Here is a 26909-nt window from a genome sequence, read left to right on the forward strand (position 1 = left end):
TACGGGATCGGCAAGGAGCGGACCCGGACCGGTCAGGGCGTGTGGGAGTCCCGCGCACGGGCCCCTGCCTGGGAGGGCTCCGGTCAGTCCCTGGTGGGGCGGAGCAGTGCCTCGGCCAGGGCCAGCATGGTCTCCTCCAGGGCGCCCAGCCGGCGGGTGAGGTCCGCGTGCGCGGGCTCCACGGTCTCGCTCAGGGCGTCGGAGAGCTGGTCGCGGTCGGGCTGGGCGCGGAGCATCTCGGTCAGCGGTGCCAGCGCGGCCTCGGCCCGGATGACGCGCTCGTCCAGGGAGTCGAAGCGCTCGCGCTGCTCGTCGGTCTGGGCGCCGATGAGCGCGCTGACGCCGATACCGACGCCGAGGACGGAGGGCAGCGCCTCAAGGCGCTCGTCCAGGCTCTCCAGGCGCTCACCGGACTTCTCCGCCCGGCCGTCCAGGGTGGACAGGCGGGAGTCGATGACGTCCATCCGGCCGGTGAGGCGGCCCTCGATGTCGTCGAGGCGCTCGTCGAGGGTGTCGAAACGGCCACCCGCCGCCATGCGATGGCCGTTCAGCCGGTCGACGCGGCTCTCCACGGCGGCGGCGCGCTCGTCGATCCTGGGCACCACCAGATCGACCCCGGCCCCCACCCGCTCGACCCTGCCGTTGACCTGCTCGACGGCGGAGAGCACCCGGTCGGCGGCCGTGCCGACCGCCTGCTGGACGCTCGCGGACAGGCCGAGCATCCCCGCCTCGATGCGCCCGGCGCGCTGGGAGAGGTCGGCCAGCGCCCTGTCCAGGCGGCCGAACCGGTGCGCCGCGATGCCCATGTCGGCCTGGAGCCGGCCGAGGTGCTCGGCCAGCTGCCGCACCTGCTCGTCGATGCCCTGGGTGCCGTCGGAGATCGCCCGGAGGCGGGTGAGCGCCTCGTCCACGCTCTCGCCCACGGTGCCGAGATCGGTCCACAGGCTCGGCAGCTCGCCGAGGGGGGTGACCCGGTCGCGGACGGCGTCGACCCGCCTGCCGAAGGACTCGACCCGCTCGCCGACGGCGTCGACGTGGTCGCGGACCGCCTCGACGTGCTGGGCCAGGCCCTCGGCCCAGGAGGGCGGGCGGGCGGCGATGTCGTCCAGGCGCCCGTTGACGGACTCGAGCGTGCCGTTCAGCCCGCCGATCTCGCGCTCCCTGACCTCGCGCAGCAGCCACTCCATGCCCTCCAGGCGCTGCCGGATCTCGTCGAGCACGGCACCCTGGGTCCGCTGCTCGTAGACGTGGTCCTGGGCCGCCCGGGCGAGGAGCTCGCGCATCCGGTCGGAGATGGCGGTCTGGCTGCCCGCCTGGAGCAGGGCGTGGTCAGAGTGATCCACCGAGAGCTCCTTCGCTCGCCGACGCTCAGCCGCGCGGTTGGATTGGGTCGGTTCTGCCGATGAACGGGATGAAATCGGAGGCGAGAGAGAACTCCCGCCCGGCAACCTTAGCCTCTGGATCAAGGTTTTCCAGGGGCGAGGTTAAAAGACAGGAATTGTCGGCTTGCTGGAATAATCGACCATTTTGGCTGGTCAGCTGGGGCTGCATATGAAAGCAAATGGCCTGTCACCTATTCGGGTGAGAATGACCGTCGCGGATTCACCTCCGGGCAGCCGGAGGTCTTTCCTGAGACGGTCGACATCCACCGCGGAGCCACGTTTCTTGATCGTCACATTGCCGGCCCCGCGCTCGCGGAGCGCCGCCCGCAGCCGCTTGAGCGAGAACGGCAGCGTCTCGTGGACCTCGTACCGCGACGCCCACGGCGTCGGCGCCGCGACGTCGCCGGTGATGTAGGCGATCTGCGGGTCGAGCAGGCGCCCGCCGACCGACGCGGCGATCTCGGCGACCAGGTGGGCGCGGATCGCCGCGCCGTCAGGCTCGTAGATGTAGCGGCCCGCCGGGCCGGTGCCGGGATCGCCGAGGGTGGGGTCGGGCGTCATCGTGACGCCCGACGGCAGGATCGTGGCCCTGCGTGCCGTCTCGCCCGCCAGCGTGCCGCACCAGATCACGGCCTCCTTGACGTCGCCCCGGTAGGAGACCCATTCGGCCTCCGCCCCGGCGGGGACGAACTCGTACGGGATCCCGGGGGCGACCTTCAGACAGGCGGCCCCGGCCCTGGCCACCATCTCCAGTACGGCGGGCCAGGCGGGCGAGTAGGCCATCGGGTCGAAGGTCCTGCCCCGCGCGGTACGGCGCGCGGGGTCGGCGAACAGGACGTCGAAGGCGGCCGGGTCCAGGGTGGAGGCGTCGGCGGCGCGGACCGAGACCCGGTCGCCGAAGCCCAGGGCGGCGGCGTTGGCCGCCGCGATCGCGGCGGTGAGCGGATCGGCGTCGACCGCCTCGACGACGCATCCGGCCCTGGCCAGGGCGAGGAGGTCTCCGCCGATACCGCAGCAGACGTCGGCGACCCGGGAACCCGCGGGGACGCGTCGCGCCCGGTGGTCGGCCACCTCGCGGCGGGTGGCCTGCTCCAGGCCGGGCCGGGTGAAGTACATGAGATCGGCGTCGGCGCCGAACTTCTCCCTCGCGCGCAGCCTGAGTTCGGCCTGGGTGAGCGCCGCCGAGGTCAGGTCCGCATCGTAGATCTTTCTTAACCTTGTCACCGCCGCCACCGGGTCGTCGCCGATGGCCTCGGCCGCCGCGCCCAGCGCCTCCTGGCCGCGCGGGGTCAGGAGTTCGCGGAATGCGTCGAGATTCACACCACCCGACGCTACCGCCTTCACCGTGGGGCTTCGCGAGGGGCTTCCACCTGGTTTGACGTTCGCCCGAAGCGCAGACGGGCGCTCCGTGTTGACTGTCAAGCCCTCCTTGCATACTGTTCCGTATTGGCACTCTCCCGGTGAGAGTGCCAAATACATGCGACGAGGCAGGTCTGACACCCGCGACGGCAGACCGCTGGTCGCCTCTTCTAGATCATTCAAATCTGAAGGGGAGGTCCGACGTGACGACCGCCACCAAGGTTCCCGTTAAGCCGCTTGGCGACCGCATTGTGGTCCAGCCGCTTGAGGCCGAGCAGACCACCGCTTCCGGTCTGGTCATCCCGGACACCGCCAAGGAGAAGCCGCAGGAGGGCAAGGTCCTCGCGGTGGGTCCGGGCAACTGGGACGACGAGGGCGAGAAGCGGATTCCGCTCGACGTCAAGGAGGGCGACGTGGTCCTCTACAGCAAGTACGGCGGCACCGAGGTGAAGTACAACGGCGAGGAGTACCTCGTGCTCTCCGCCCGTGACGTGCTCGCCATCATCGAGAAGTAGTTCTCGCTTCACAAAGATGACGTATCGAGCCCCGGGTCGCGAGAGCGCCCGGGGCTTTGATGCGCCGACGTACTTATAGAGAGGACTGTCATGCCGAAGATCCTGTCGTTCGAGGAGGACGCGCGCCGAGCTCTCGAGCGCGGCGTGAACGCTCTCGCGGACGCGGTCAAGGTGACGCTGGGCCCGCGTGGCCGCAATGTCGTCATCGACAAGAAGTTCGGTGCGCCGACCATCACCAACGACGGTGTCACCATCGCCCGCGAGGTCGAGCTTGAGGCGCCGTACGAGAACCTTGGCGCGCAGCTGGCCAAGGAAGTGGCGACCAAGACCAACGACGTCGCCGGTGACGGCACCACCACCGCGACCGTCCTGGCCCAGGCCATGGTCCGCGAAGGCCTGCGCAACGTGGCCGCCGGTGCCCAGCCGCTCTCCCTCAAGCGCGGCATCGACATCGCGGCCAAGACCGTCAGCGACAGGCTGATCGAGTCGGCCCGCCCGGTCGAGGACAAGAAGGAGATCGCGAATGTGGCGACGATCTCCGCGCAGGACGCCAAGATCGGCGAGCTGATCGCCGAGGCGTTCGACAAGGTGGGCAAGGACGGTGTCATCACCGTCGAAGAGTCCAACAGCATGGGCCTGGAGCTCGAGTTCACCGAGGGTCTCCAGTTCGACAAGGGCTACCTGTCGCCCTACATGGTGACCGACCAGGAGCGCATGGAGGCGGTCCTGGAGGACCCCTACATCCTGATCACCCAGAACAAGATCTCCTCTGTCGCCGACTTCCTGCCGCTGCTCGAGAAGATCGCGCAGACGAAGAAGGCCCTGCTGGTCATCGCCGAGGACGTCGAGGGCGAGGCCCTCGCGGTTCTCGTCACGAACAAGATCCGTGGCACCTTCACCTCCGTCGCCGTCAAGGCGCCGGGCTTCGGTGACCGCCGCAAGGCCATGCTGCAGGACATCGCCATCCTCACCGGTGGCCAGGTGGTCAGCGAGGAGATCGGCCTCAAGCTGGAGCACGTCGGCCTGGAGGTGCTGGGCACCGCCCGGCGCGTCGTCATCACCAAGGACTCCACCACCGTCGTCGACGGTGCCGGCGAGGCCTCGGCGATCGCCGACCGGGTCAAGGAGATCAAGCTCGCCATCGAGCAGTCCGACTCCGACTGGGACCGTGAGAAGCTCCAGGAGCGTCTCGCCAAGCTCTCCGGCGGCGTCTGCGTGCTGAAGGTCGGCGCGGCCACCGAGGTGGAGCTGAAGGAGAAGAAGCACCGCCTGGAGGACGCCATCTCGGCGACCCGCGCGGCGATCGAGGAGGGCATCGTCTCCGGCGGTGGCTCCGCGCTCGTGCACGTCTCCAAGGTCCTCGACGACCTGGGCCTGACCGGCGACGAGGCGACCGGTGTCGCCATCGTCCGCAAGGCGCTCGTCGAGCCGGCCCGCTGGATCGCGGAGAACGCCGGCCTCGAAGGCTACGTGGTGACCTTCAAGGTCGCCGACCTGCCCGTCGGCCACGGCCTCAACGCCGCCACCGGCGAGTACGGCGACCTGATCGCCCAGGGTGTCATCGACCCGGTCAAGGTCACCCGCTCGGCCGTCCAGAACGCGGCCTCCATCGCCGGCATGCTGCTGACGACCGAGGCGCTCGTGGTGGACAAGCCCGAGGAGGAGGCTCCGGCCGCCGCCGGTCAGGGCCACGGCCACGGCCACGGTCACTGATCTCACCGGTTCCGAACGGCTCGCGTCTCCCCGGAGGCGCGAGCCGTTCGCGTTTTGCGGTAAACCAAATGTGCCCGCACCGCGTCATGGCGCGTCACTCGTAAGGGCAAACGCGGTTCCTCCGAATAGTCGATGTATTTGGCAATCGAATGAAATATTTGCACATAGCGTAGTCGTCGTGGTCACTGTGTGATTACGCACCGTTATCGCCGCCTCAATGTGACCAATCCGTAGCCGTTTGCCATGACGACAGGCACTATCAGGGCGGGCATCATGCCTAACGTGACCGAGGGATGCGTCGCCGACGCCAAAAATGGGGTGAGGCTTGCGACGAGGTCCGAAGGGGGCGTCCATAGGGACGATCTCAAGGATCTGACGAGCCTCGCCGTTCAGGGGGATCGCACCGCGATCGAATCTCTGATCGCGCAACTGCGGCCGATGGTCGTCCGTTATTGCCGTGGTCGTCTGGGCCGGGTTTCCGGTCAGTATCACATCGCGGACGACGTGGCCCAGGAAGTATGTATCGCGGTGCTGTCCGCGCTGCCCCGTTACCGTGACATGGGGCGCCCGTTCGCGTCCTTCGTCTTCGGCATCGCGTCGCACAAGGTGGCCGACGCGCTGCGCAGCTCCGTACGGTCCGCCGTGCCCACCCAGGACCTTCCTGACGGGCCCGACGAGGGGCCGGGGCCCGAGGAGACCGTGGTGCGCTACATCGAGGCCGAACACGCACGACGGCTGCTGTCGAGGCTGCCGGACAACCAGCGCGAGCTTCTCATGCTCCGAGTGGTGTCGGGCCTTTCCGCCGAGGAGACCGGTAATGTACTCGGCATGTCACCAGGTGCGGTCCGGGTCGCCCAGCACAGGGCGCTGGCCCGGCTACGAGCGATGGCGGAGCTGGAGTCGATAGCTTGACCGCCGAGCTGTCGAGCAGGGGCCGCGAGCGAAAGCCCGAACCGCGGGACGGGGCTCGCGACGACCCGGAGCGAGAACGATCATGACAACGGTTCACCCGCGACGTCCGGCTCGAAGATACGGGCCGGACGAGGATCCGGCCGTGACCGAGACCGACGCCCTGGTGGAGGCGCTCTCGCGCAGGACGCCCGTCTCCACGTCGGACGCCGCGGTCGCCCTGCTGGCCGCCTTGATCGACGACGTGGATCAGCGGTGTTCCCCGGCGTCGATCACGCAGTCCGGCTGATCCCGGGCGTGTTCACGGCTCACGGTGGGCGGACCGGGGTAACCGGCGACGTGGATCAGTGGTGTTCCTCGGTGTCGATCACACCGTCCACGTAGCCTCGGGCGTACTCCCAGCTCACATAGTCGGTGGGGTTGGGCTGGTAGGCGGGCTCGTGCACCTGGGGCTGGCCGTTTTCGATCATCTGGCGCAGGTTGCCGCGCAGCAACTCCCAGTCGAAGTAGTGCTGCTCCCCGCATTCGGGACAGTCGAGCACCAGACCGAGCACGCCCTGGGGCTCCAGCAGTGAGCGGAAAACCTCCACGTCGGCGAGGTCGGTCATGGCCTCGTCGCGCTCGTCCGTGGTCAACGGCTCGGGATCGTCGGGATCGCCCAGCGCCGCCGCCGGGTCGTCGGGGTCATCCGCGAACGGGTCGCGAGGGACATCGTCGAGCACGATCCCACCTTATGGCCTGGATGTGATAAACAGACCCCGAACCGGCACGAGTATGACGGTCCGGGGCGGTACCGGCAGGCGACCGCGGTGGCCGGGAGGTCCTGGAAGCGGGAACCTGAAGATCTCCGGCCCGTACCGGAAACCCGGCTGCTTACCAGTATGCGACTCCGGTGGGAGATCCGGGCCTCCGGCTTTTCCCCCGGGTCCACCAGGTTTGGCGCCAGACTCTAAACTGTGACCCGGGGGTCGGCGCCTTTCCCCTTCATGAGAGCGCCGTGGCAGGAGGGTTGCAGATGGCCAAGTTCACCGATCGGGGGCTCACGTTCGACGACGTGCTGCTGGTGCCCGCGTATTCGGACCTGCAACCCGGGGAGGCCGAGACCACCACGCGGCTGTCGCGGGGCATCACCCTGCGGATCCCGCTGATCTCCGCGGCGATGGACACGGTGACCGAGGCCCGCATGGCGGTGGCGATGGCGCGCCAGGGCGGCATCGGCGTCCTGCACCGCAACCTGTCGATCGAGGACCAGGCCCAGCAGGCCGACCTCGTCAAGCGCTCCGAGGCCGGGATGGTCACCAACCCGGTCACCTGCTCTCCCGACGAGACGCTCGCCGACGTCGAGCGACTCTGCGCCACCTACCGGATCTCCGGCGTGCCGGTGACCGACGCGAGCGGCGTGCTCGTCGGCATCGTCACCAACCGTGACATGCGCTTCGAGAGCGACCACAGCCGTCCGGTGCGCGAGGTCATGACCCCGATGCCGCTGGTCACCGCGCCGGTCGGGGTCTCCACCGACGACGCGTTCGACCTGCTCAGGAAGAACAAGATCGAGAAGCTCCCGCTGGTCGACGCCGGGGGGCGGCTGCGCGGGCTCATCACCGTCAAGGACTTCACCAAGAGCGAGAAGTACCCGCTCTCGACCAAGGACGCCAACGGCCGGCTCGTCGTGGGGGCGGCCGTCGGCGTCGGCGGTGACGCGGAGAAGCGGGCGAGCGCGCTGATCGAGGCCGGGGTCGACGTGATCGTGGTGGACGTCGCGCACGGCCACTCCAAGGGCCTCGCCGACATGATCGCCAAGATCAAGGCCAACAGCAGGGTCGACGTGATCGGCGGCAACATCGCCACCCGCGCGGGCGCCCAGATGCTGGTCGACGCGGGGGTCGACGCGGTCAAGGTCGGTGTCGGGCCCGGCTCCATCTGCACCACCCGGGTGGTCGCCGGCGTCGGTGCCCCGCAGGTGACGGCCATCCACGAGGCGTCCCTCGCCGCGGGCCCGGCCGGGGTTCCGGTGATCGGCGACGGCGGCCTGCAGTATTCGGGTGACATCGTCAAGGCCATCGCGGCCGGGGCCGACTCGGTCATGCTCGGATCGCTCCTGGCGGGCTGCGAGGAGTCTCCGGGCGAATTGATCTTCATCAACGGCAAGCAGTTCAAGTCGTACCGGGGGATGGGCTCGCTCGGCGCGGTCCGCAACCGTGAGCGCGGCGGCGCCTCGTTCAGCAAGGACCGCTACGCCCAGGCCGATGTCGGCACCGAGGACAAGTTCATCCCCGAGGGCATCGAGGGGCAGGTCCCCTATCGCGGCCCGGTCGCCGCGGTGGCCCACCAGCTCGTCGGCGGCCTGCGCCAGGGCATGTGGTACTCCGGATGCCGCACGATCCCCGAGATGCACGTACGGTGCGAGCTGATGCCGATCACGTCGGCGGGCCTCAAGGAGAGCCACCCGCACGACATCCAGATGACGGTCGAGGCCCCCAACTACCACGGTCGCTAGAGCGGCGCGTACCGCGCACGCGTGAAAACGTGGCGTGCGCCATGCACGCCACGGAACGGAAAAGACAGACATATGACTCAGGTGGAGATCGGCCGCGGCAAGAACGGCCGTCGTGCCTACGCGCTCGACGATATCGGCATCGTTCCGTCCCGTCGTACCCGCGACCCGGAGGAGGTCTCGATCGCCTGGCAGATCGACGCCTACCGCTTCGAGCTGCCCGTCGTGGTGAGCCCGATGGACAGCGTGGTCTCGCCGAAGACCGCCATCGAGGTCGGCAGGCTCGGCGGTCTCGCCGTGCTCGACCTCGAAGGGCTGTGGACCCGGTACGAGGACCCGATGCCGCTGCTGCAGGAGGTGGCCGAGCTCAAGGGAGAGCCCGCCACCAGGCGGCTGCAGGAGATCTACAACGCGCCGATCAAGGAAGAGCTGATCGGCCGCCGCATCGAGGAGATCCGCGCGGCCGGGGTGGCCACGGCGGTCCGGCTCTCCCCGCAGCGCACGGTCCAGTACCACAAGGCGGTCATCGACGCGGGCGTGGACATCTTCGTGATCCGCGGCACCACGGTCTCCGCCGAGCACGTCTCCGGCAGGGCCGAGCCGCTCAACCTCAAGCAGTTCATCTACGAGCTCGACGTCCCCGTGGTCGTCGGGGGGTGCGCCACCTACACCGCGGCGCTGCACCTGATGCGGACCGGCGCGGCCGGGGTGCTCGTCGGCTTCGGCGGCGGCGCCTCGCACACCACCCGCACGGTGCTGGGCGTGGCGGTGCCGATGGCCACCGCGATCTCCGACGTGGCCGCCGCCCGCCGCGACTACATGGACGAGTCCGGCGGCCGTTACGTCCACGTCATCGCCGACGGCGGCATGGGCACCTCCGGCGACATCGCCAAGGCGATCGCGGTGGGCGCGGACGCGGTCATGGTCGGCTCGCCGCTGGCGAGGGCCGTCGAGGCCCCCGGCCAGGGCTTCCACTGGGGGTCGGAGGCGCAGCACCCCGAGCTGCCCAGGGGCAAGCGGGTCGAGTTCGGCACGATCGGCACGCTGGAGCAGATCCTGCACGGCCCCTCCTCGGTGGCCGACGGTTCGATGAACCTGATGGGCGCGCTCAGGCGCACGATGGCCACCGCCGGATACTCCGACCTCAAGGAGTTCCAGCGGGTCGAGGTGGTCGTCGCCCCGCAGGCCGGCTGAGATCTCGCGCGAACGCCCGGCCCGGTGGCCGGGCGTTCGCCGTTTCTCAGGTGTCACCGGTCGCCGAGACGATCTCCTTCCCGCGGCCGAAGCCGGGGGACCGCACCCGGCCTGCCGGGCAGATCCGGCCCACGCGGCGGGTCCGGCCCGCCGGCCGGATGGACCCGGGCGGTGGGGGATTCAGCGGGGCTCGACGATCCAGGTGCCCCTGCGCATCACGCCGGAGACCTCCAGCTCCTCGGTGAGCACCACCAGGTCGGCCTGCTTGCCGACCGAGACGGACCCCAGGCGGTCGGCGAGGCCGAGCACCCTGGCGGGGGTCAGGGAGGCGATCTCGGACGCCTCGGCCAGCGACAGGCCCACCTCGCGCACGGCCCGCCGGAACGCGACGTCCATGGTCAGGGTGCTGCCGGCGATGGCGCCGCCCTCGGCCAGCCGGGCCACCCCGTCCACCACGTCCACCTTCATCGGGCCGAGCCCGTAGACGCCGTCGCCCATCCCGGCCGCCGCCATCGCGTCGGTGATCAGCGCGGTCCTGCCGGGACCGGCGACCTCGAAGGCCAGGCGGGTCATGGCCGGGTGCAGGTGCACGCCGTCGTTGATCAGCTCGACCGTGACGCGCTCGTCCTGGAGCAGTGCGGCGATCGGCCCCGGGTCGCGGTGGTGCAGCGGCGGCATCGCGTTGTAGAGATGGGTCGCGACGCTGCCGCCCGCCGCTATCCCGGCGATCGTCTGGGTGTAGGTGGCGTCGCTGTGGCCGAGGGCGGCGATCACGCCGCTCGCCGTCGCCTCCCGTACGGTGTCCAGCGCGCCGGGCAGTTCGGCGGCGATGGTGACCATCCGCACGTGGCCGCGCCCGGCCTTGATCAGTCCGGCGAGCTCCTGGGGCGAGGGGTCGCGGAGCAGCGCCGGGTTGTGCGCGCCGCACCGGGCCGTGGAGATGTAGGGGCCCTCAAGGTGGATCCCGGCCAGCAGGCCGTCCTCGCACAGGTCGGCGAGGGCGGCGGCGGCCCTGGCCAGGTCGTCAAGGGAGGCGGTGACCAGGCTGGCCATCAGGGTGGTGGTGCCGTGCCGGGCGTGCAGCTCGATGGCCCGGCTCGCCTGCTCCGGGTCGCCGGTGGGAAAGGAACCGCCCGCCCCGCCGTGGTTGTGGATGTCCACGAAACCCGGCACGACATACCGGCCGCCCAGCCCGAGTCCTGGCCCCGGCGCGGAGCCCTGGCCCACATGCGTGATGCGGCCGTCTTCAATGGTGAGCCAGCCCCCGTGGACACCTTCGGGGGTCACGATGCGTGCGTCAGCGAGTGTGATGCTCATGGTCCCCATCCTCTCGGGTTCCCGGAAGAAGCCGCCCCCGACGCGACCGTGGGGTGCCGTCGGTTCGCCGGGCCCCTGATTTATTGACGATGAGAGAAAGGCTCTCCGCTGATAAGGTAGTCGGTCAGTAACGGCGGAACGGAGCATGACATGGCAGGCGAAGAAGACATCTCCGGGTGATACCGGATCACATCGCCATCGGTGACGCGCCCATCGCGGGGCCGCCGATCGGTGATGTCTTCGTGTCCTGACCATTTCGCCGGGCGGTCCTCACCGTGCCGGCCGAACGCGGAAGCGATTCGATGTCCGACGCCCTGATCGTGGTTTCCAACCTGTCCTTTTCCTGGCCCGACGACACCCCGGTGTTCGAGGACCTCTCGTTCACCGTCCCCGCCGGACACACCGGCCTGGTGGCGCCCAACGGCGCCGGCAAGAGCACGCTGCTCAGGCTGATCGCCGGTGAACTTCGCCCGACCACCGGCTCGGTCACGGTACGGGGGATGCCGGGCTACCTGCCCCAGACGCTTCCCCTGGTCGGCGACCTGACCGTGGCCGAGGTCCTGGGGGTCGCCCCGGTGATCAGCGCGCTGGACGCCATCGAGTCCGGGGACGCGAGCGAGGAGCACTTCACCACCGTCGGCGACGACTGGGACATCGAGGAGCGCACCCGCGCCCAGCTGGACCGGCTCGGCCTCGGGGACGTCTCCCTCACCCGGCGCCTGCACACCCTCAGCGGTGGCCAGGTCGTCTCCCTCGGCCTGGCGGCACAGCTGCTGAAGCGGCCCGACGTGCTGCTGCTCGACGAGCCGACCAACAACCTCGACCTCGACGCGCGCAGAAGGCTCTACGACGTGCTCGCCGACTGGAACGGCTGCCTGCTGCTGGTCAGCCACGACCGGGCACTGCTCGACCGGATGGACCGCATCGCCGAGCTCGACCGGGGTGAGATCCGCTCCTACGGCGGGAACTTCACCTTCTACGAGGAGGCCGTGCGCGCCGCACGGGAGGTCGCCGAGAAGAACGTCCGCAATGCCGAGCAGGAGGTCAAACGGGAGAAGCGGGAGATGCAGCAGGCCCGCGAGCGGGCCGCGCGCCGGGCCGGCAACGCCGCCCGCACTCTCAAGGACGCCGGTCTGCCGAAGATCGTCTCCGGCAGGATGAAGCGGAACGCCCAGGAGTCGGCGGGGAAGGCGGACGAGACGCACGCCGCGCGGGTCAGCGGGGCCAGGGCCCGGCTCGACGAGGCGGGCCGCGCCCTGCGCGACGAGCAGAGGATCTCGCTGGAGCTGCCCGGGACCAACGTCCCGGCCGGCCGTATGGTCTTCCTCGGCGAGCGGATGCAGGTCCGTCACGGTGAGCGGGCCCTCTTCGCCGGGCAGGGGGCCGACCTGACGATCCGGGGACCCGAGCGGATCGCGTTGACCGGCCCCAACGGCGCCGGCAAGTCCACCCTGCTGCGGGTGATCAACGGCGAGCTGGAGTCGGAGGGCGGCGGGACCAAGCGGGCCGACGGCCGGGTCGCCTACCTGTCCCAGCGGCTGGACCTGCTGGACCTGGACCGCACCGTGGCGGAGAACCTGGCCGCGTTCGCGCCGGGACTGCCGGAGGCGGAGCGGATGAACCTGCTCGCCCGCTTCCTGTTCCGGGGCTCCCGCGTTCATCTCCCGGTCGGGGTGCTGTCCGGTGGCGAGCGGCTGCGCGCCACCCTGGCCTGCGTCCTGTGCGCCGAACCGGCGCCCCGGCTGCTGCTGCTGGACGAGCCGACCAACAACCTCGACCTGGTCAGCGTCGCCCAGCTGGAAGGCGCCCTGCGCTCGTACGAGGGCGCCTTCGTGGTGGTCAGCCACGACGAGCGGTTCCTCGCCGAGATCGGTGTGACCCGCTGGCTACGGCTGTCCGAGGGCCGCCTCCTCGAAACGAGCGCCCCTGACCTGTGAGGTGACCTGAATGCTTGACGGGCGGCGCATGCCTTCTTATTGCCGCCGGTCGACGTCTGGTGTCGTTAGCCGGTGCCGGGCACGCAGGTCGCGGAGATCGAAAACGAATTGGGCAACGGAGTCCTTCGGGGCAGGGTAGGTCGCGAGGGCGCCGGTGACTCGGGGCGCCCGAGGAGCTCGCGGTCGTGTGCGCGGGCGAGCTCCTCGGGAAGGTCGTCTTCGTGCTCCGTGCCGGGTGCCCGGTCAGTTTTCGCCGGCTCCTCCGGTCGGCCAGTGGACGCGGGTGTGGGCCAGGTTGTTGTCCTGGCGGGCCTGCGTGCGGCGGTCGCCGGTGACGCAGACCTGGTCGCCGAGGAAGGCCTCGCGCCAGACGTAGCCCTGCACGCAGGTGCGCGGGCCGAAGGGGCCGTCGGTCCACCTGCTCGCCGCGGCGGCGTTGTCCTCAAGGGTCTGCAGGCGGGTTTCCATGGTCACGCAGACGTAGTCGCTCGCGTCGGCCTGGCGCCAGACGTAGTTGTCGGTGCAGGTGTTCGGTCCCCATACGTTGCGGGCGGGGTTGGTCCGGGAGGGGGCGGCCTGGTTGTCGGCGATGATCTGCTGCTCGGTCTCGGGGGTGATGCAGACGTGGTCGTCGGGCGTGATCAGCCGCTCGCGCCGGACGTGCAGGCAGCCTCCCGTTTCGTAGTCCACCCACCTGGGCGCGTCCTCGTTGTCGACCAGCGTCTGCTCGTGGACGGCGGGCGTCACGCACACCTTGTCGTCGGCCACGGCCTCGCGGTGGACGTAGCCTGCCAGGCATGTGGTGGTGACGGCGCTGCTGACGGTGACGGTCGCGTAGTCCTGGGTGACCGAGTCGATGGTCACGGTGATCCCGTAGACGTCGAGCGCCTGCATCGGTGCGTGGGAGGTTATCGACCTGGTCAGGTACGGTCGGCCCCGGTAGTAATTGTGGATGAGCACGACGTCGTTGGGGACGCCGGCGCTCTGGCCGGTCTTCTTGCGGAACTCCACCGTGTAGTAGTCCGACAGGTTGTCGGGAGTGTAGCTGCGGGTGGGAACGCGGACCAGTAGTGCTCCCGGCAGGTCGGGCCGCTCCAGGGGGGCGAGCTTGATGGTCCGGGTCGCCACCCCGTCCTTGCCCAGGGTGACCACCCGGTCGCCGGGCAGCCAGCCGAGTTCGTCCAGATGCGGGCCGCTGAGGCCGACCGTGCCGCGGCCGAACCGCTGCGAGGGGGCGGCGTGGATGTTCGGGTTGCTCAGCGTGTCCCATGGGTCGTCGTACTGGCCCGGAGCGGTCCAGACGGGTGACGACGGGCTACGCCAGAGCGTCGATCTGGGATAGGACAGACCTGACCGGTTCAGTACGTGTGCGGTGACCGTGGCGAGGTCCCACAGCGGCGGGTCCAGCACGACCGGCAGGGTGGTCTCGGCCAGCGGGACCTTGGCGTCGAGTCCGACGGGGGCGTTGACCATCACGGCCAGGCGGTGGTTGGCCGGTACGGGGTTCGCCGTGTTCGTGCAGCTCTTGACCCTCGCCTCCGGGCTCTGTGCCTTCCACTGTTCGGCGGTGACCGACATCGGGAACCAGCCCTTGACGACCGAGCCGGCCATCGAGGCCCGGCCGCGTGACTGCTCGGCGATGAAGTCGGCGAGCCCGCCCTTGCCCAGGCCCTCGGTGGTGAACAGGTCCTTGAAGTACTGCGGATCCTTGGGCTCCTCGGAATGGTCGGCGAACTTGCACAGCAGTACCGACCAGGGGGTCTGTCCCTGGATGGGGGTGGCGAGCGCGGGCTGGGCGGGAAGCCAGGTCAGGGCCACTGCCGAGGCCAGCACGGCCAGGAGTGATCTTCTTAAGCGCACGGGTTCTCCTCCGCGGGGCGGCAGACGACCCGAGGGTTCAGATCGGTCTTGCGGGCCCCTATCTTGCTGGGACGGGCGAGTGCCCGCTGTCGAGCCCAGGGGGCGCGGTTGGGACTAACCGGGAGATTAGGCAACGCCTTCATCCCGCGTCGTCCCCCGTGGGACTGATCGACGCTCCGCCATATAGGTGATCTCCGTCCCCGCGAGTTGACCGGGAACCTTTGTGTGGGCGGTACCGGGCCGGGTTCCAGCACGGGGCGGGAGTGTGCCGCCGTACCCGGGGCCTCAGGCCCCGGGGCTACCCCCTGGCGTCCATCGCCGGTGAGCCGGGAGAGCGATGGGGGCAGATGGGGCATTTTGCGAAAGCAAGATGTGGCAGTGTCCAGCTGATGTCCGTGATGCTAGCTTTTGATCACTTTGATACCCGGCGCGCTGGAGACGAGACAGGTGGGCTTGCAGCCAGACACGGCCGAGAGGGCGAGCCTCCGGTCGGCGATCCCCACGGTGCTCCGGCTGGCGGCACGGAGGCGGCACGTGATCGCCCTGACCGCCATGGTCCTCTCGGCCACCGGGGTCTACTGCCTGCTGGGGCTGGTCAGGTACGACCTGTTCCGGGCGACCAGCATGGACCTGACGCTGTTCGACCAGGCGGTGCGGGGTTTCGCCTCCTTCGGTGCCCCGACCAGCCCGGTACGCGGCGTCAACCTCGGTCTGGGCATGGACTTCGTGCAGCTGGGCGAGCACTTCTCGCCGATCCTGGCGGTGCTGGCCCCGCTGTACTGGTTGCACGACGGCCCCGAGACGCTGATCGTGGCCCAGGCGGTGCTGTTCGCGCTGGCCATACCGCCGCTGTGGCTGTTCACCCGGCGGACGCTCGGCATCGGCCCCGCCTACCTGGTCGCCATCGCCTACGCGCTGTCCTGGCCGATCGCGAGGGCGGTGAACTTCGACTTCCACGAGGCCGCGTTCGCCCCGCTGCTCACCGCCCTCATGATCGAACGCTTCAGCGCCGGCAGACACGGCCACACCGCGCTGGCGGCGGCGGCACTGCTACTGGTCAAGGAGGACATGGGGCTGATGCTCGTCGGGTTCGGCGGGTACGTACTGCTCCAGATGCGACGCCGGCACGGGACCTTGCACGGGGTCGTGTACGGGGTCATGTACATGGGTGTAGGTCTGGCGTACACCGGTCTCGTCCTCGCCATCCTCATCCCGTCCGTGGGCGGCGACTCCACCATGTACTGGGCGTACGGCCACCTCGGTGGCAACATGTCCGCGGTGGTCGTGCACGTCCTCAGCGACCCGCTGGGCGTCCTCGGCAGCGTCTTCAGCCCGCAGGTCAAACTCGACACGCTGGCCTTCCTGCTGTGGCCGACCCTGCTGGCCTGCCTGTTCTCCCCGCTGACGCTGTTCGCCCTCCCCCAGTTGCTGGAGCGCATGCTCTCCGACCGCGCGCAGTGGTGGGTGACCGACTTCCATCACAGCGCCATCACGGTGGCCGTCCTGTTCTGCGCGGGGGTCGACGGAGCCGCCCGGGTGATCCGCTGGGCACGACGTCGCGAACCCGGCCTGAGCGAGCGCGGCGCGTCGCTGCTCTGGGCGGCCGCGGTCTGTGCCGTCGCGCTCACCCTCGTCCCACGATTCCCCTTCGACCAGCTCATCAGGCCCTCCTTCTACGAGAAACAGCCCGACGTGGTCGCGGCCGAGCAGGCGGTCGCGGCCGTACCCTCCGGCGTGGTCGTCGAGGCCGTCAACCACGTGGGCCCCCGCCTGTCCGCCCGCACCACCGTCCTGCTGTGGGAGGACAGACCCCCTACCGCCCCCTGGATCGTCGCCGACACCGCCCGCGCCGCCTACCCCTGGGCCTCACTCGACCGCCAACGCCAGCACATCGACGAACTGAGGAGCCAGGGCTACCGGGTCGTCTACGACCGCGAAGGCTACGTGGTCCTGCATCGCGCCTGATCTTCTGGCGGAGAGCGTCCGCACATTCCTTCGCGTGGGCGCGGAAGCCGCCGCTCCTGTGACCTTCGGCTTCCTTGCCGACGTTCCCGACCCAGACGGCGCGCAGGGCTTGCAGTACGCCTTCCTGATCATGCTGGTGCCGTTGGTTGCGAACGCGGCTCAGTGGATCATCGCCTACCGGCCTGAAGGTGTTGAGGTCGGGGCTGTAGCCGGTTCCGGTGAGCGGAGCCCAAGCCTGAGTCAGCTTCTCGGCCCTGAAAGGGACCGAGCTTGCAGCTCCTCGCCGTACCTGGCAGGTATGGTTCAGGCCGCGTCGTCGGCAGCGTGACGCACTGCCCGGCGACCGATGTTGATCGCCGCGAAGTAATCCGCCGGGCCAGCGAGCCCGCACGAAACACACCGGAACTCATCTCGGGTGGGACGGTTCCGTTTGTCGATGTGGCCGCACCCGGGGCAGGTGCGGGAGGTGTTGCGCGGATCCACCAGCCGCACGACCACCCCGGCCAGGGCGGCCTTGTACGTCACGAACGTCCGTAGCTGATGGAAACCCCAGGAGTGCAGGTCGGCACGCTGAGCCTTGCGAACCGTGACCCGCTCCCGGATGCCTTCGAGGTCTTCCAGGGCGATCCCGGAGCGGGTGTCTTTGGCCTTGCCGACCAGCTTCTTGGCGATGACATGGTTGACGTTCCGGGCGAACCGCGACTCCTTGCGGCGGCGCCTCTTCAGCAACCGCTTGGCGGACTTGGTGCCCTTGGCCTGGAGCCGGGCCCGTAGGCGGGCGTTGCGCCGCCGCACCGCCCGCACCCCCTTGCCGCTGTAGGACCTACCGGTGGAGTCGGTGGCGAGGTTGACGATCCCCAGATCCACCCCCAGCCACCCCTCCGGCTCCTCCTCCAGCGCCGGTGCGGGGACCTCGACGACCACGGCGAGGAAGAATACGCCATCGCGATAGACGAGATCCGCCTGCCCCCGCAACGCGGCTCCGTCGCTGCCCAACCACCGCCCCCGGTAGAGAACGGGCACGACGACCCGGCCACTCAGGGTGAGAAGACTGATCGCGTCAGGGCCTTTCCAGGTCAGAATGCACTGGTCATAGGCGACCGCCCCCAACGGGCGGAAGGCCGGTTTGATGGTCTTGTCGCGTTTGTAGGCCTCGCAGGCCTTGGCGATGGAGCGAACAGCCATCTGCGCTGACAGGCCGAACTCCTGGCGCAGCTCGGCGTAGATGAGCTTCTGCAGGGCGATCTTGTTCGCGGTGCGGTGGGCGAACGCGACCTCGGCGGCCCTGGTCGCGGCGGCGTTGCAGGCGCGCATCGTTGCCGGCAGCGCCCGCCCCGCCTCGGGCGAAGGCGCGAGTTTCAGCATCTCCGTCACCAGCACGCACCGATCCTGTCACTCACCGCTACCGGGCGGCACCGTTTTTCCGCGTTTCCTCCCCGCCGTGAACGACGGGGCCTCCACGCTGTAATTCCGGTGAAAGTCCGGCAGGTCGGATACGGTGCCGGAGTTCGGGGAAAGGCTTGTTCGAGGGCCCGCTCAGCGCCAGCCTGCCGGGCCGGAGCACTCACGTAGTGGGCACTGGTGGTCAGGGTGTGGGGAACGCCTTCACCGCTTGGTGCCCCTTCTGTCGGACCGGACATCGAAACAGGTCACCGCTTGTGGTCATCGCGATCTCGCTGGGTGCGGCGTGCCTTCTCGGCCTTGGCTTCGTCGCACAGCAGCATGCGGCGTACCGCCAGCCCCTGGAGGACATGCTGCGCCTGCGCCTGCTGCTGGACCTCATCCGCACGCCGTTGTGGCTGGCCGGGGTCGGGCTGATGCTCTGCGGCCAGATCCTCGGCGCCCTCGCGCTGCGGGAGGCGGACGTGGCGAAGGTGGTGCCGCTACTGGCGATGAACCTGCTGTTCGCGCTGACCGCGGCCCATGTCATCTACCAGGAGCCGTTCGGCCGCATGCTACAGCTGGGCGCGGTGCTGGTGGGCGGAGGAGTGGCGCTGTTCCTGTACGGCGGCCGGCCCCATGGCGGGACTCTGCCTGAACCGGGTTCCATGCGGTGGCTGGCGGTGCTTTCGGTGATGGTGGTGGCGGGTGGGCTGGTCCTGGTCGGTCTGCGGCGTTCCCTGCATGTCAAGGCGATGTTGCTGGCGGCGGCCGCCGGGGTGCTGTACGGGCTGCAGGACGTGCTGACGCGCAGCTCCCTGCTCACGATGGGCAACGGGCTGAACCCGGCCGGTACCTGGCAGCTGTACCTTCTGCCCTGTGTCGCCGTGGTGGGGCTGCTGCTCAACCAGAGCGCGTTCGACGCCGCCCCGCTCCGGATCTCGTTGCCGGCCACCACGGCCGCCGAGCCGATCACCGGGATCGTGCTGGGCGTGGCGATCTTCTCCGAGCGTCTGCGGGTCACTCCGGGGGCGCTCGCGGCGGTGGTGGCCGGCTTGATCGCGTTGGTGACCGGCATCGTCATCCTCGGCCGGTCCTCGTTTCTGGCCAAGCCGACGCGGAATGCTCCTCGGCGCCCGGACGGGGAGCGGCAGTGATCTCCGCGGTCCCGGTGTTGCTCGCGGCGACCAGCGATGTTCTGGCCTCGGTGCTGCGGCGTCGCGCGGCACGATCGGCACCCCAGCACAAGGCGTTCCGCCCGGCAGGGTGCCGTCCAGTAGTGCTCCTGATGGTGAACAGCCTGATCAGGGGTCTTGCCGGGGTCGGTGATCCGGTGACGCTTTGGGATCATGATGGGATCTGCGCCGGCAGCGGCATTTTTGTCGGAGACGGCGTCTAGTGTCCCGCCCATGACAAGTGCGACGCAGGCGTACAGTTACGCCGCGCCTTCCAGCTTGGTAGACGGGCGTCTGGGGTTGTCGACGTCCGGTGGCAGAGCCCTCAGCGGCCCCGCTCTCGCGCCCAGGTTTTTCAGCGGGATGGTGACGCAGGCGGCGCCCGCGGCCGCGGCCCTGCTGGGCATAGCCGACGTGGCCCTCACCCGCTACCACCAGCCGCGTCCGGGGTGGACCCGCGACCCGGTCGTGACGTGCGGCGGTGACCGGCTCCGGTTCGAGTCGTTCTCCGCCTGCGGCGGGGTCTACGCCCGGCTCGACGTGCTCGACGGTGCGCTGGACGGCGAGGTGTTCGACAGGGGGACGACCAACGTCGACGTCAACGGGCCGCTCCGCGAGGCGCTGGCCAGGGTGGGCGCGCGCGACCCGCTCCACCTCGGCGTCGGTGCCGACGAGCTGACGGTGACGACGCTCGACGGCGCGGTGGTGGAGAAGAAGGTGCCGCTGCCCGAGCGGTGGCTGCGGGGCTTCGCCGAGGTGCAGGTGATCGCGGCGGGTATGGACCTGAGGGCCGAGCTGGCGGGTATGAGCGCGGTGCGGTTCCTGCGCTCCCTGCCCAAGCGGGCGACGGCCGATCTCTGGGTCGTTCCCGCGGGCCGTGACCTGCGGGTCGGTGACCGGCCCGGCGCGGGAGCGGTGTGCCTGTCCGGCGTGGGACGCCTGGCGACGCTGCTGCCCCTGCTCCGCTTCGCCAAGAGCCTCAGGGTGTACGGTCCGGCCGAGACCGGCGACGCCGCGTCGAGCGCATGGGAGCTCGAACTGCCGGGGATGCGCTACACGCTCGCCCTGTCGCCGCAGCGCTGGCGCGGCTTCTCCGGAGAGGGCGCGGTGCTGGCCGATCTCGCGACCGACGAGGCCGAGGCCGACGCCGATCTGGTGGGCATGCTGCTCAACTTCGAGCCCGAGGTGGAGATCGGCCTGCTGGCCGATCGTGCCGGTCTGTCCACCACGCGGGTCCGCGCCGCGCTCACCCAGCTCGGTACGGCCGGCCGGGTCGGCTACGACCTGGCCGAGGCCGCGCACTTCCACCGCGAGCTGCCCTATGACAGGGAGCACGTGCAGCACCTCAACCCCCGGCTGACCGCCGCGAGGGCGCTGGTCGAGGCCGGTGCCGTACAGATCGCCGGTGACTCGGCGCGGGTGCGGACCGAGGGCGGAGTGCGCGAGGTCGGTCTGGCCGAGGGGTCGTGCACCTGCCCGTGGTGGTGGGACCACCGCGGCTCGCGCGGGCCGTGCAAACATGTGCTGGCCGCCAGGATCGTCGCCCGCACCGCCGTTGAGGTGGCCCCGTGACCGCCTGGCAGGAGGTGCGTGACCTGGTCACCGAGCACAGGGCCGAGGCACTGGCCGACCGCGGCAGCCGCTTCGCCCGTGAGCGCGCGCGCCTGCGCGACCAGCTCCGCTGACCGCGGTCCGGCCGTTCTTGTCCGCCTACTGGGGGAACAGGGCGTCAGCGGCCGGTTTCCATCAGGGCCAGGTAGCCGTCCTCCAGGGTCGGCTCGGCCGGGCGGGCATAGGGGTCGGGGGCGGTGGCGGCGATGAGCCGGTAGCGCATTCCGGTGCCCTCGGGGACGGCGGCCACGACCCTGCCGTGCGAGGGGGCGGGGCCGGGGGTGGTCAGGGTCCACACCTGGTGGTTGGCCTGGGAGACCAGTTCGCCGACGTCCCCGGTGAAGGCCAGACGTCCCTTGGTGAGCACCGCGAGAAGACGGCAGGTCTGGGCCACGTCCTCGACGATGTGCGTGCTGAGCAGGACCGTGCGGTCGCTGGCGAGCTGGGAGAGCAGGGTGCGGAACCGGATCCGCTCCTCGGGGTCCAGGCCGGTGGTCGGCTCGTCCACGATGAGCAGTCGGGGGTCGGCGAGCAGCGCCTGGGCGATGCCGGCCCGGCGCAGCATGCCGCCGGAGTAGCCCTTGAGCCTGCGGTCGGCGTCCTGGGTGAGGGAGACCACCTCCAGTAGTTCGCCGATCCGGCGTCGCCGGGCGGGGCGGGAGTCGATCCCCTTGAGCAGGGCGATGTAGTCCAGGAACTGCCGCGCGGTCAGGTCGGGATAGACGCCGAGATCCTGGGGGAGATAGCCGAGCGTCCGCTGGACGGCGAGGCGTCCGTCGGCGGTGGCGATGTCGTGGCCGCCGATGCGGACCGTCCCCGAGGTGGGTTTGAGCAGCCCGGCCAGGATGCGCATGAGCGTGGTCTTGCCCGCCCCGTTGGAGCCGAGCAGACCGTACATGCCGGTCGGCACGTCGAGGTCGAGCCCGTCGAGGGCGTGCACGCCGCCCCGGTAGGTCTTGGTCAGGCGGGAGATCTCGATGCGCATGTCAGGACTCCGTCCGGGTGGCGTGGAGGCGGGCGAGGGAGAGGACGGAGAGCGCGAGCACGATCATCACGCCGATCCACAGGAAGGCGACGGACTCGGTGGCCACGGGCCGCAGGAAGTCCAGCGCGGCGCCGCCGGGCCAGGGGCCGTATACCTCGCCCTCGGGCGACCGAATGACGTTCGGGGGCAATTCCGGACTGTGGTAGCCGAGGAGGCCGTAGGCCACGTACTGGCTGTTGGGCGAGAGGATGCTGTGGGACACGGTCGGCATCATGCTGGGGGGGATGAGGTTTCCCCAGAACCAGTAGACGACGAACAGCACCTGGAACAGCATCGGTGGCATCAACAGCGGACCGGCCAGGGCGAGTGCCCCCACGAAGAGCAGCCCGGGGACGATGGCCGCTACGAAGACCGCCACCGCCCAGCCCAGTGCGGAGGGCTCGCCCTCGGTGATCGCGTAGGCCACGGCCCGGCCGAAGTAGGCGAGCGCGAGCGGTATGACGGTGGCCGCGCACGTGCCGAGATACTTGCCGATCAACCGGGTGGTGCGACCGGTCGGGGTCGTGTCCAGGATCCCGGCCACGCCGAGTCGCCGGTCACGGACGAGCCGGTCGGCGAGCAGGCACCCGTAGACGATGGGCAGCAGGGACATGAGCAGGGTGGCCGACGCGACCATGGCCGTTTGCGGGACGGTTCCCTCACCACCGCCCAGGTTCAACGTCGCGTATGTCTTCGGTTGGATGGCGACGAGCGCTGCGAAGGTCAGCCCGTAGACGATCCACAGGACGGGGCGGCGGATCTGCATGCGGAACTCGTAGCGGAAGGTCGCGATCATGCGGTCTCACCCCCGAGGATCCGCTCGGCGTCGCCGAGCAGCGGCCAGGCCGCGGCGGTGAGCAGCGAAGCGGTCGCCAGCAGGGTCAGCCGGTTGGGCAGCCAGTCGCCGGGCACCGTCCCGTGCGTGGTGGCGAACAGGTGGAGCAGCCGGAGCATCTGGTTCTCCTGGAAGAGGTGTGCGAGCATCTGTTCGAACAACCAGACGAACGAGATGATCGCGGTGGCGGCAGCGGCGCTGCGGAGCGTGGCCGCGACGAGCAGGCCCAGGGCCGTCAGCCAGAGCATGGGGGACAGCCAGGAGAGCTGCCCGGCCAGGCCGTGGGAGGCGGCGGGCAGCAGGTCCCACCAGCCGGTGACGATCAGCAGCGCCGAGGCGATCAGGGCGCAGAGGGCCGTCCACCCGGCCATCACGGCCAGGCGGCGCAGCAGGGTCGAGCGGTATCCCCTGGGCAGGGTGAGCTGTAGCTCCACCGCGTGGTCCCGGCCGATCAGCGAGGCGGCGGCGATGCCGGGCAGGAGCGGGATCCCCGTTTCCAGGATCGTCATCAGGAACCGCGTTGTGTTCTCCTCCCGGGAGCCGAGCCGTGTGCCGAAGACGGCGAGGAGCACGATGAGCAGGACGAGGACCGGTGGGGCCAGCAGGGCCGCGGGACCGGCCCTTTTTATCTCATGCGACCAGAGGTCGAGTGATCTCATGACCGGTGAGTAGCGTGGGCGCGCCGGATCGGTTCCCCCATACCGGCGGCGATCACGGCGGCGATCATCAGGGCCAGGGCCAGGCCGACCGTGGCAGGGCTGGTTGTCCAGAAGTTCCGGAAGCCGTCCGGTACGGGTACGTCGGTGGCGGTCAGCGCGTAGAAGGCCCACACCGCCAGCCCGCCACCCATCGCGCCGCCGGGGTTCCAGCACACCGACAACAGCAGGCTGAGCCCCGCGAGCGCCGCCATGGGCCCCAGCCACGCCATGATCAGTGACGCCAGCCCGACGGGGGCGGCGTTCAGCGGTGCCAGCACCGCCGAGGCGAGCAGCGCCAGGAGCAGGTCGTAGCCGAACACCAGAGTCATCCGGGCCATCATGATGACGCGTGGTGACGTCGGTGTGACGGCGACCAGTTCGAAGGCGTCGTCATGCTCGGGGCCGCACGATCCGGCGACACCGGCCATGGCGATCAGCGGGGCGGCGAGGGCGAGCGTGAACTCCGCGCGATTTCCAGTTCCAGTGCTCTCGGCCAGGATGAAGATCACGCTGACCACCATGATCAGTGCGGAGGCCAGCCAGATCGCCGGATTCAGCAGCCGGGCCTCCATCGCCAGCAGGGCCCACGCCCTGTGCAGCCCCCGTACGGCCGCTGCCACGTGTGGTGACGAGGTCCTCCGCGATGGCGGTGGCCGCCGTGAGGGCTCCGGCGCGGCCGGAGTCTCCAGGCCGTCGAGGGCGGCCCTCATCAGGGCGGCGCGCACGATCTCGGGGCCGGGCGGAGGCGGGATACCGTCGCGGATCTCCCGCAGTTCGGGCCAGTCGTGGGTTTCCGCGAGCCGGCGCCGGTCGTGGGGTTCTGGTGGCTCGGGTCGGCCATGGACTCCCGGAGTCTCGGGTTGGTCGTGGATCTTTGGTGGTTCGGGCCGCTTGTGGGGTTCTGTTGGCTCAGGACGGTTGTTCATCGAGGCACCCCCTCAGGGTCGCTCGGGCGTGGTGCAGGCGGCTTTTCACCGTGCCGACCGGGATTTCCAGCACTTCGGCGATCTCCCGGTGGCTCAGGTCGTCGAGGAAGGCGAGTACTACCACCTCGCGTTGGGCCAGCGGCAGCCGGGCCAGCGCCGCCCGCACCCGGTCGTCGCTCACGGCCAGCTCCTCGGGGCCCGGCAGCGGATCGGCCCCGTCGGACGGTTCGGCCGCCAGGGGAGGCGGGACGCCGCGCAGTCGGTTGTGTGCCTGCCTGCGCGCCACCCCGAACAGCCAGGTGCTGACGCTGGAGCGGCCCTGGTAGGTGCCCGCCGAGCGCCACACGGCCAGCAGCGTGTCCTGGAGGATCTCCTCGGCCGTGCCCCGATCCCCGGCGAGCCGGTAGATGAAGGCGAACAGCGGCCTGGCGTACCGCTCGTACAGCTCGGTCAGCGCGCCCGCGTCGCCGTCGGCCACCCTGGCCAGCACGCGGGTGTCGTCCTCCCTCGTGCCGGCACGCCGGCGCGCGGCGCCGAACCAGCGCAGTGCCATCCTCTCGGTTCCCCCGTCCACGCCAGGTGGGTAGCGTCGACCTCGGCCCGGGGTTCAATCGAGCTTTGAGGATCGTTTTCCCAATGTAAATGGGGATATAGCGTGAATCTCGTCCGCCGCTTCCTACTGGTCAGTAATGGTGCCTAGGGTAGATGGGTAGATATACCGCGTAAGGCGACAAGTCGCACCCCAGGGGGTTGCAAATGACGGCGCGAATGGGCACCGCACGGCTCGGTCCTGCCGAGCGGTCCGCCGCACTGGCGCAGCTGAGCGCCGAGGAACTCGACGTGGTGGTGATCGGAGGCGGAGTCGTCGGAGCGGGGGTCGCGCTGGACGCGGCGACCCGTGGGTTGTCGGTCGGGCTGCTGGAGGCGCGCGACTTCGCCTCGGGGACCTCGTCCAGATCCTCCAAGCTGATCCACGGGGGTTTGCGCTACCTGGAACAGCTCAACTTCGAGCTGGTCAGGGAGGCGCTCCAGGAGCGGGCCCTGCTGTTGCAGCGGATCGCCCCGCACCTGGTGCGGCCGGTGCCCTTCCTGTTCCCGCTCAAGCACACGGGCTGGGAGCGGCCCTATGTCGGCGCGGGCCTGGTGCTGTACGACACGATGGGCTTCTCCGCCGGCCTCACCCGGGGTGTGCCCGGCCATCGGCACCTGTCGCGTACCAGGGCGTTGCGGCTCGCGCCCGCGTTGCGGAAGTCGGCGTTCTCCGGCGCGGTGCAGTACTGGGACGCCCAGGTCGACGACGCCCGCTACGTCATGACCATGCTGCGGACCGCGTCCACGTACGGGGCCAACGTCGCCTCGCGGGCGCAGGTGGTGGGCTTCCTCCGCGAGGGGGAGCGGGTCACCGGCGTCCGGGTGCGTGATCTGGAGAGCGGTCGTGAGCTGGACGTGCGGGCCCGCCAGGTGGTCAACGCCACCGGCGTGTGGACCGACGACATCCAGGAACTGGTCGGCGGGCGCGGGCAGATCCACGTGCGCGCCTCCAAGGGCATCCACCTGGTGGTGCCGCGCGACCGGATCCACTCGCTCACCGGGATCATCCTGCGCACCGAGAAGTCGGTGCTGTTCGTCATCCCCTGGGGTCGTCACTGGATCATCGGCACCACCGACACCGCGTGGGAGCTGGACCGGGCGCACCCGGCGGCGTCGCGATCGGACATCGACTACATCCTCGACCATGTGAACGAGGTGCTCTCGGTCCCGCTCACCCACGAGGACGTCGAAGGTGTCTACGCGGGGCTGCGCCCGCTGCTGTCGGGGGAGTCCGAGGAGACCTCCAAGCTCTCCCGCGAGCACGTGGTGGCCCACCCGGTCCCGGGACTGGTGATGGTGGCCGGAGGGAAATACACGACATATCGCGTTATGGCGAAGGACGCGGTGGACGCGGTGGCGCACGGCCTGGACCAGCGGGTCCCGCCCTCCTGCACCGACCGCGTCCCGCTGGCCGGGGCCGAGGGCTACCAGGCGCTGTGGAACTCCCGGCAGCGGCTGGCCCACTCCTCCGGGCTGCACGTGGCCAGGATCGAGCACCTGCTCCAGCGGTACGGCTCGATGATCGACGAGGTGCTGGAGCTGATCGAGCGGGACCCGTCGCTGGCCAAGCCGCTGACCGGAGCGGACGACTACCTCCGGGCGGAGGTGGTCTACGCGGCCACCCATGAGGGGGCCAGGCACGTGAACGACGTGCTGACCCGGCGCACGCACATCTCGATCGAGACCTTCCACCGTGGCGTGGCCGTGGTCGAGGAGGCCGCCCAGCTGCTCGCCGGGCCGCTGGGCTGGGACGACGAGCAGATCAAGCGCGAGGTGGGCTACTACACCAAGCGGGTCGAGTCGGAGCGCCTCTCCCAGGAGCAGGACACCGACCAGGAGGCCGACGCCATCCGCCTCGGCGCCCCGGAGATCGTCCCGGTGGCCGGACCGGACGTCCAGCCGGTCCACCCGATCTAGGCCCTGTCCTGCGGATCTTGCCGTGGCGAGGATCGGTCAGGTGGTGTCTCGCAAGGCGGAGGAGGGAGCCGCAGCGTGCTGCGGTGACCGACGACAACGCGGCGAGG

General features: G+C 70.0%; 24 protein-coding genes. 13 read left to right on the forward strand and 11 right to left on the reverse strand.

The features are described 5' to 3' along the window. Positions 1-83 precede the first annotated feature (83 nt). Both ACWD3H_RS27385 and ACWD3H_RS27390 read right to left on the reverse strand, forming a co-directional pair. Positions 84-1343, reverse strand: a complete 1260-nt coding sequence (locus ACWD3H_RS27385; RefSeq protein WP_451957010.1) for a hypothetical protein — start codon at positions 1341-1343, stop codon at positions 84-86. 192 nt (positions 1344-1535) lie between these two features. Next, complete coding sequence (locus tag ACWD3H_RS27390) at positions 1536-2702, reverse strand: class I SAM-dependent methyltransferase (protein ID WP_350911443.1); 1167 nt, start codon at positions 2700-2702, stop codon at positions 1536-1538. A gap of 242 nt (positions 2703-2944) precedes the next feature. Between ACWD3H_RS27390 and groES the strand changes: the two genes are divergently transcribed. From groES to ACWD3H_RS27410, 4 genes are all read left to right on the forward strand, one after another. Next, on the forward strand, positions 2945-3256 hold the full coding sequence (groES, locus tag ACWD3H_RS27395) for a co-chaperone GroES (protein ID WP_030912806.1): 312 nt from the start codon (positions 2945-2947) through the stop codon (positions 3254-3256). 90 nt (positions 3257-3346) lie between these two features. Next, positions 3347-4969, forward strand: a complete 1623-nt coding sequence (gene groL, locus ACWD3H_RS27400; RefSeq protein ID WP_451957011.1) for a chaperonin GroEL — start codon at positions 3347-3349, stop codon at positions 4967-4969. 273 nt (positions 4970-5242) lie between these two features. Beyond that, positions 5243-5881 carry a sigma-70 family RNA polymerase sigma factor gene (locus ACWD3H_RS27405; RefSeq protein ID WP_030912801.1) on the forward strand — a complete coding sequence of 213 codons (639 nt, stop codon included), beginning with the start codon at positions 5243-5245 and terminating at the stop codon, positions 5879-5881. A 142-nt stretch (positions 5882-6023) separates the two neighbouring features. Continuing rightward, positions 6024-6167, forward strand: coding sequence for a hypothetical protein (locus ACWD3H_RS27410; protein WP_451957012.1), 144 nt, complete (start codon positions 6024-6026; stop codon positions 6165-6167). 55 nt (positions 6168-6222) lie between these two features. On the opposite strand, the gene ACWD3H_RS27415 is transcribed toward ACWD3H_RS27410, so the two are convergent. Continuing rightward, positions 6223-6600, reverse strand: a complete 378-nt coding sequence (locus ACWD3H_RS27415) for a DUF5319 family protein (RefSeq protein ID WP_030912798.1) — start codon at positions 6598-6600, stop codon at positions 6223-6225. Positions 6601-6893: 293 nt separating this feature from the next. Here ACWD3H_RS27415 and guaB point away from each other — a divergent pair, with 293 nt between their 5' ends. Both guaB and ACWD3H_RS27425 read left to right on the forward strand, forming a co-directional pair. Beyond that, entirely contained in the window at positions 6894-8375 is a 1482-nt protein-coding gene (guaB, locus tag ACWD3H_RS27420; RefSeq protein WP_451957013.1) for an IMP dehydrogenase, read from the forward strand. A gap of 72 nt (positions 8376-8447) precedes the next feature. Further along, positions 8448-9566 carry a GuaB3 family IMP dehydrogenase-related protein gene (locus tag ACWD3H_RS27425; protein ID WP_355551611.1) on the forward strand — a complete coding sequence of 373 codons (1119 nt, stop codon included), beginning with the start codon at positions 8448-8450 and terminating at the stop codon, positions 9564-9566. A gap of 180 nt (positions 9567-9746) precedes the next feature. Here the strand turns inward: ACWD3H_RS27425 and nagA are convergent, their stop codons facing one another. Then, positions 9747-10883: an N-acetylglucosamine-6-phosphate deacetylase gene (nagA, locus tag ACWD3H_RS27430; RefSeq protein ID WP_451957014.1), complete on the reverse strand. Its 1137-nt coding sequence runs from the start codon at positions 10881-10883 to the stop codon at positions 9747-9749. A gap of 302 nt (positions 10884-11185) precedes the next feature. Between nagA and abc-f the strand changes: the two genes are divergently transcribed. Next, a complete protein-coding gene (abc-f, locus tag ACWD3H_RS27435; RefSeq protein WP_451957015.1) occupies positions 11186-12820 on the forward strand; it encodes a ribosomal protection-like ABC-F family protein in 1635 nt (544 codons plus the stop codon). Between the two features lie 243 nt (positions 12821-13063). On the opposite strand, the gene ACWD3H_RS27440 is transcribed toward abc-f, so the two are convergent. Continuing rightward, on the reverse strand, positions 13064-14680 hold the full coding sequence (locus tag ACWD3H_RS27440; RefSeq protein WP_451957016.1) for a hypothetical protein: 1617 nt from the start codon (positions 14678-14680) through the stop codon (positions 13064-13066). A 447-nt stretch (positions 14681-15127) separates the two neighbouring features. Here ACWD3H_RS27440 and ACWD3H_RS27445 point away from each other — a divergent pair, with 447 nt between their 5' ends. After that, positions 15128-16645 (forward strand): DUF2079 domain-containing protein, encoded by a 1518-nt coding sequence (locus tag ACWD3H_RS27445; protein ID WP_451957017.1) that lies wholly within the window; start codon positions 15128-15130, stop codon positions 16643-16645. 34 nt (positions 16646-16679) lie between these two features. Next, positions 16680-16973: a hypothetical protein gene (locus tag ACWD3H_RS27450; RefSeq protein ID WP_451957018.1), complete on the forward strand. Its 294-nt coding sequence runs from the start codon at positions 16680-16682 to the stop codon at positions 16971-16973. On the opposite strand, the gene ACWD3H_RS27455 is transcribed toward ACWD3H_RS27450, so the two are convergent. Then, positions 16949-18025, reverse strand: coding sequence for an RNA-guided endonuclease InsQ/TnpB family protein (locus tag ACWD3H_RS27455; RefSeq protein ID WP_451957019.1), 1077 nt, complete (start codon positions 18023-18025; stop codon positions 16949-16951). The two genes, ACWD3H_RS27450 and ACWD3H_RS27455, sit on opposite strands and share 25 nt — an antisense overlap. A 212-nt stretch (positions 18026-18237) precedes the next feature. On the opposite strand from ACWD3H_RS27455, the gene ACWD3H_RS27460 reads away from it, so the two are divergent. The 3 genes from ACWD3H_RS27460 to ACWD3H_RS27470 all read left to right on the forward strand — a co-directional run bounded on the left by ACWD3H_RS27460 (position 18238) and on the right by ACWD3H_RS27470 (position 20772). Continuing rightward, positions 18238-19182 (forward strand): DMT family transporter, encoded by a 945-nt coding sequence (locus ACWD3H_RS27460; protein WP_451957020.1) that lies wholly within the window; start codon positions 18238-18240, stop codon positions 19180-19182. Further along, positions 19179-19424, forward strand: coding sequence for a hypothetical protein (locus tag ACWD3H_RS27465; RefSeq protein WP_451957021.1), 246 nt, complete (start codon positions 19179-19181; stop codon positions 19422-19424). The genes ACWD3H_RS27460 and ACWD3H_RS27465 overlap by 4 nt, the downstream gene beginning before the upstream one ends. 139 nt (positions 19425-19563) lie before the next feature. Next, positions 19564-20772, forward strand: coding sequence for an SWIM zinc finger family protein (locus ACWD3H_RS27470; protein WP_451957022.1), 1209 nt, complete (start codon positions 19564-19566; stop codon positions 20770-20772). 157 nt (positions 20773-20929) lie between these two features. On the opposite strand, the gene ACWD3H_RS27475 is transcribed toward ACWD3H_RS27470, so the two are convergent. From ACWD3H_RS27475 to ACWD3H_RS27495, 5 genes are all read right to left on the reverse strand, one after another. Continuing rightward, positions 20930-21796 (reverse strand): ABC transporter ATP-binding protein, encoded by an 867-nt coding sequence (locus ACWD3H_RS27475; protein WP_451957023.1) that lies wholly within the window; start codon positions 21794-21796, stop codon positions 20930-20932. Position 21797: 1 nt separating this feature from the next. Next, entirely contained in the window at positions 21798-22631 is an 834-nt protein-coding gene (locus tag ACWD3H_RS27480) for a hypothetical protein (protein ID WP_451957024.1), read from the reverse strand. After that, positions 22628-23329, reverse strand: coding sequence for a hypothetical protein (locus ACWD3H_RS27485; protein WP_451957025.1), 702 nt, complete (start codon positions 23327-23329; stop codon positions 22628-22630). The genes ACWD3H_RS27480 and ACWD3H_RS27485 overlap by 4 nt, the downstream gene beginning before the upstream one ends. Next, positions 23326-23988, reverse strand: a complete 663-nt coding sequence (locus ACWD3H_RS27490; protein WP_451957026.1) for a hypothetical protein — start codon at positions 23986-23988, stop codon at positions 23326-23328. Before ACWD3H_RS27490 ends, ACWD3H_RS27485 begins: the two co-directional genes overlap by 4 nt. A 289-nt stretch (positions 23989-24277) precedes the next feature. Then, a complete protein-coding gene (locus tag ACWD3H_RS27495) occupies positions 24278-24868 on the reverse strand; it encodes an RNA polymerase sigma factor (protein ID WP_451957027.1) in 591 nt (196 codons plus the stop codon). 182 nt (positions 24869-25050) lie between these two features. Here ACWD3H_RS27495 and ACWD3H_RS27500 point away from each other — a divergent pair, with 182 nt between their 5' ends. After that, a complete protein-coding gene (locus ACWD3H_RS27500) occupies positions 25051-26802 on the forward strand; it encodes a glycerol-3-phosphate dehydrogenase/oxidase (RefSeq protein WP_355566525.1) in 1752 nt (583 codons plus the stop codon). Positions 26803-26909 lie beyond the last annotated feature (107 nt).

It is taken from the genome of Streptosporangium sp. NPDC002607 (assembly GCF_053592655.1).

Bases quoted from the DNA above. Each gene is read 5' to 3' on its own strand.
- groL (WP_451957011.1), top strand. From the start codon at position 3,347: ATGCCGAAGATCCTGTCGTTCGAGGAGGACGCGCGCCGAGCTCTCGAG.
- ACWD3H_RS27405 (WP_030912801.1), top strand. From the start codon at position 5,243: ATGCCTAACGTGACCGAGGGATGCGTCGCCGACGCCAAAAATGGGGTG.
- guaB (WP_451957013.1), top strand. From the start codon at position 6,894: ATGGCCAAGTTCACCGATCGGGGGCTCACGTTCGACGACGTGCTGCTG.
- ACWD3H_RS27425 (WP_355551611.1), top strand. From the start codon at position 8,448: ATGACTCAGGTGGAGATCGGCCGCGGCAAGAACGGCCGTCGTGCCTAC.
- nagA (WP_451957014.1), bottom strand. From the start codon at position 10,883: ATGAGCATCACACTCGCTGACGCACGCATCGTGACCCCCGAAGGTGTC.
- abc-f (WP_451957015.1), top strand. From the start codon at position 11,186: ATGTCCGACGCCCTGATCGTGGTTTCCAACCTGTCCTTTTCCTGGCCC.
- ACWD3H_RS27470 (WP_451957022.1), top strand. From the start codon at position 19,564: ATGGTGACGCAGGCGGCGCCCGCGGCCGCGGCCCTGCTGGGCATAGCC.
- ACWD3H_RS27475 (WP_451957023.1), bottom strand. From the start codon at position 21,796: ATGCGCATCGAGATCTCCCGCCTGACCAAGACCTACCGGGGCGGCGTG.
- ACWD3H_RS27480 (WP_451957024.1), bottom strand. From the start codon at position 22,631: ATGATCGCGACCTTCCGCTACGAGTTCCGCATGCAGATCCGCCGCCCC.
- ACWD3H_RS27485 (WP_451957025.1), bottom strand. From the start codon at position 23,329: ATGAGATCACTCGACCTCTGGTCGCATGAGATAAAAAGGGCCGGTCCC.
- ACWD3H_RS27500 (WP_355566525.1), top strand. From the start codon at position 25,051: ATGACGGCGCGAATGGGCACCGCACGGCTCGGTCCTGCCGAGCGGTCC.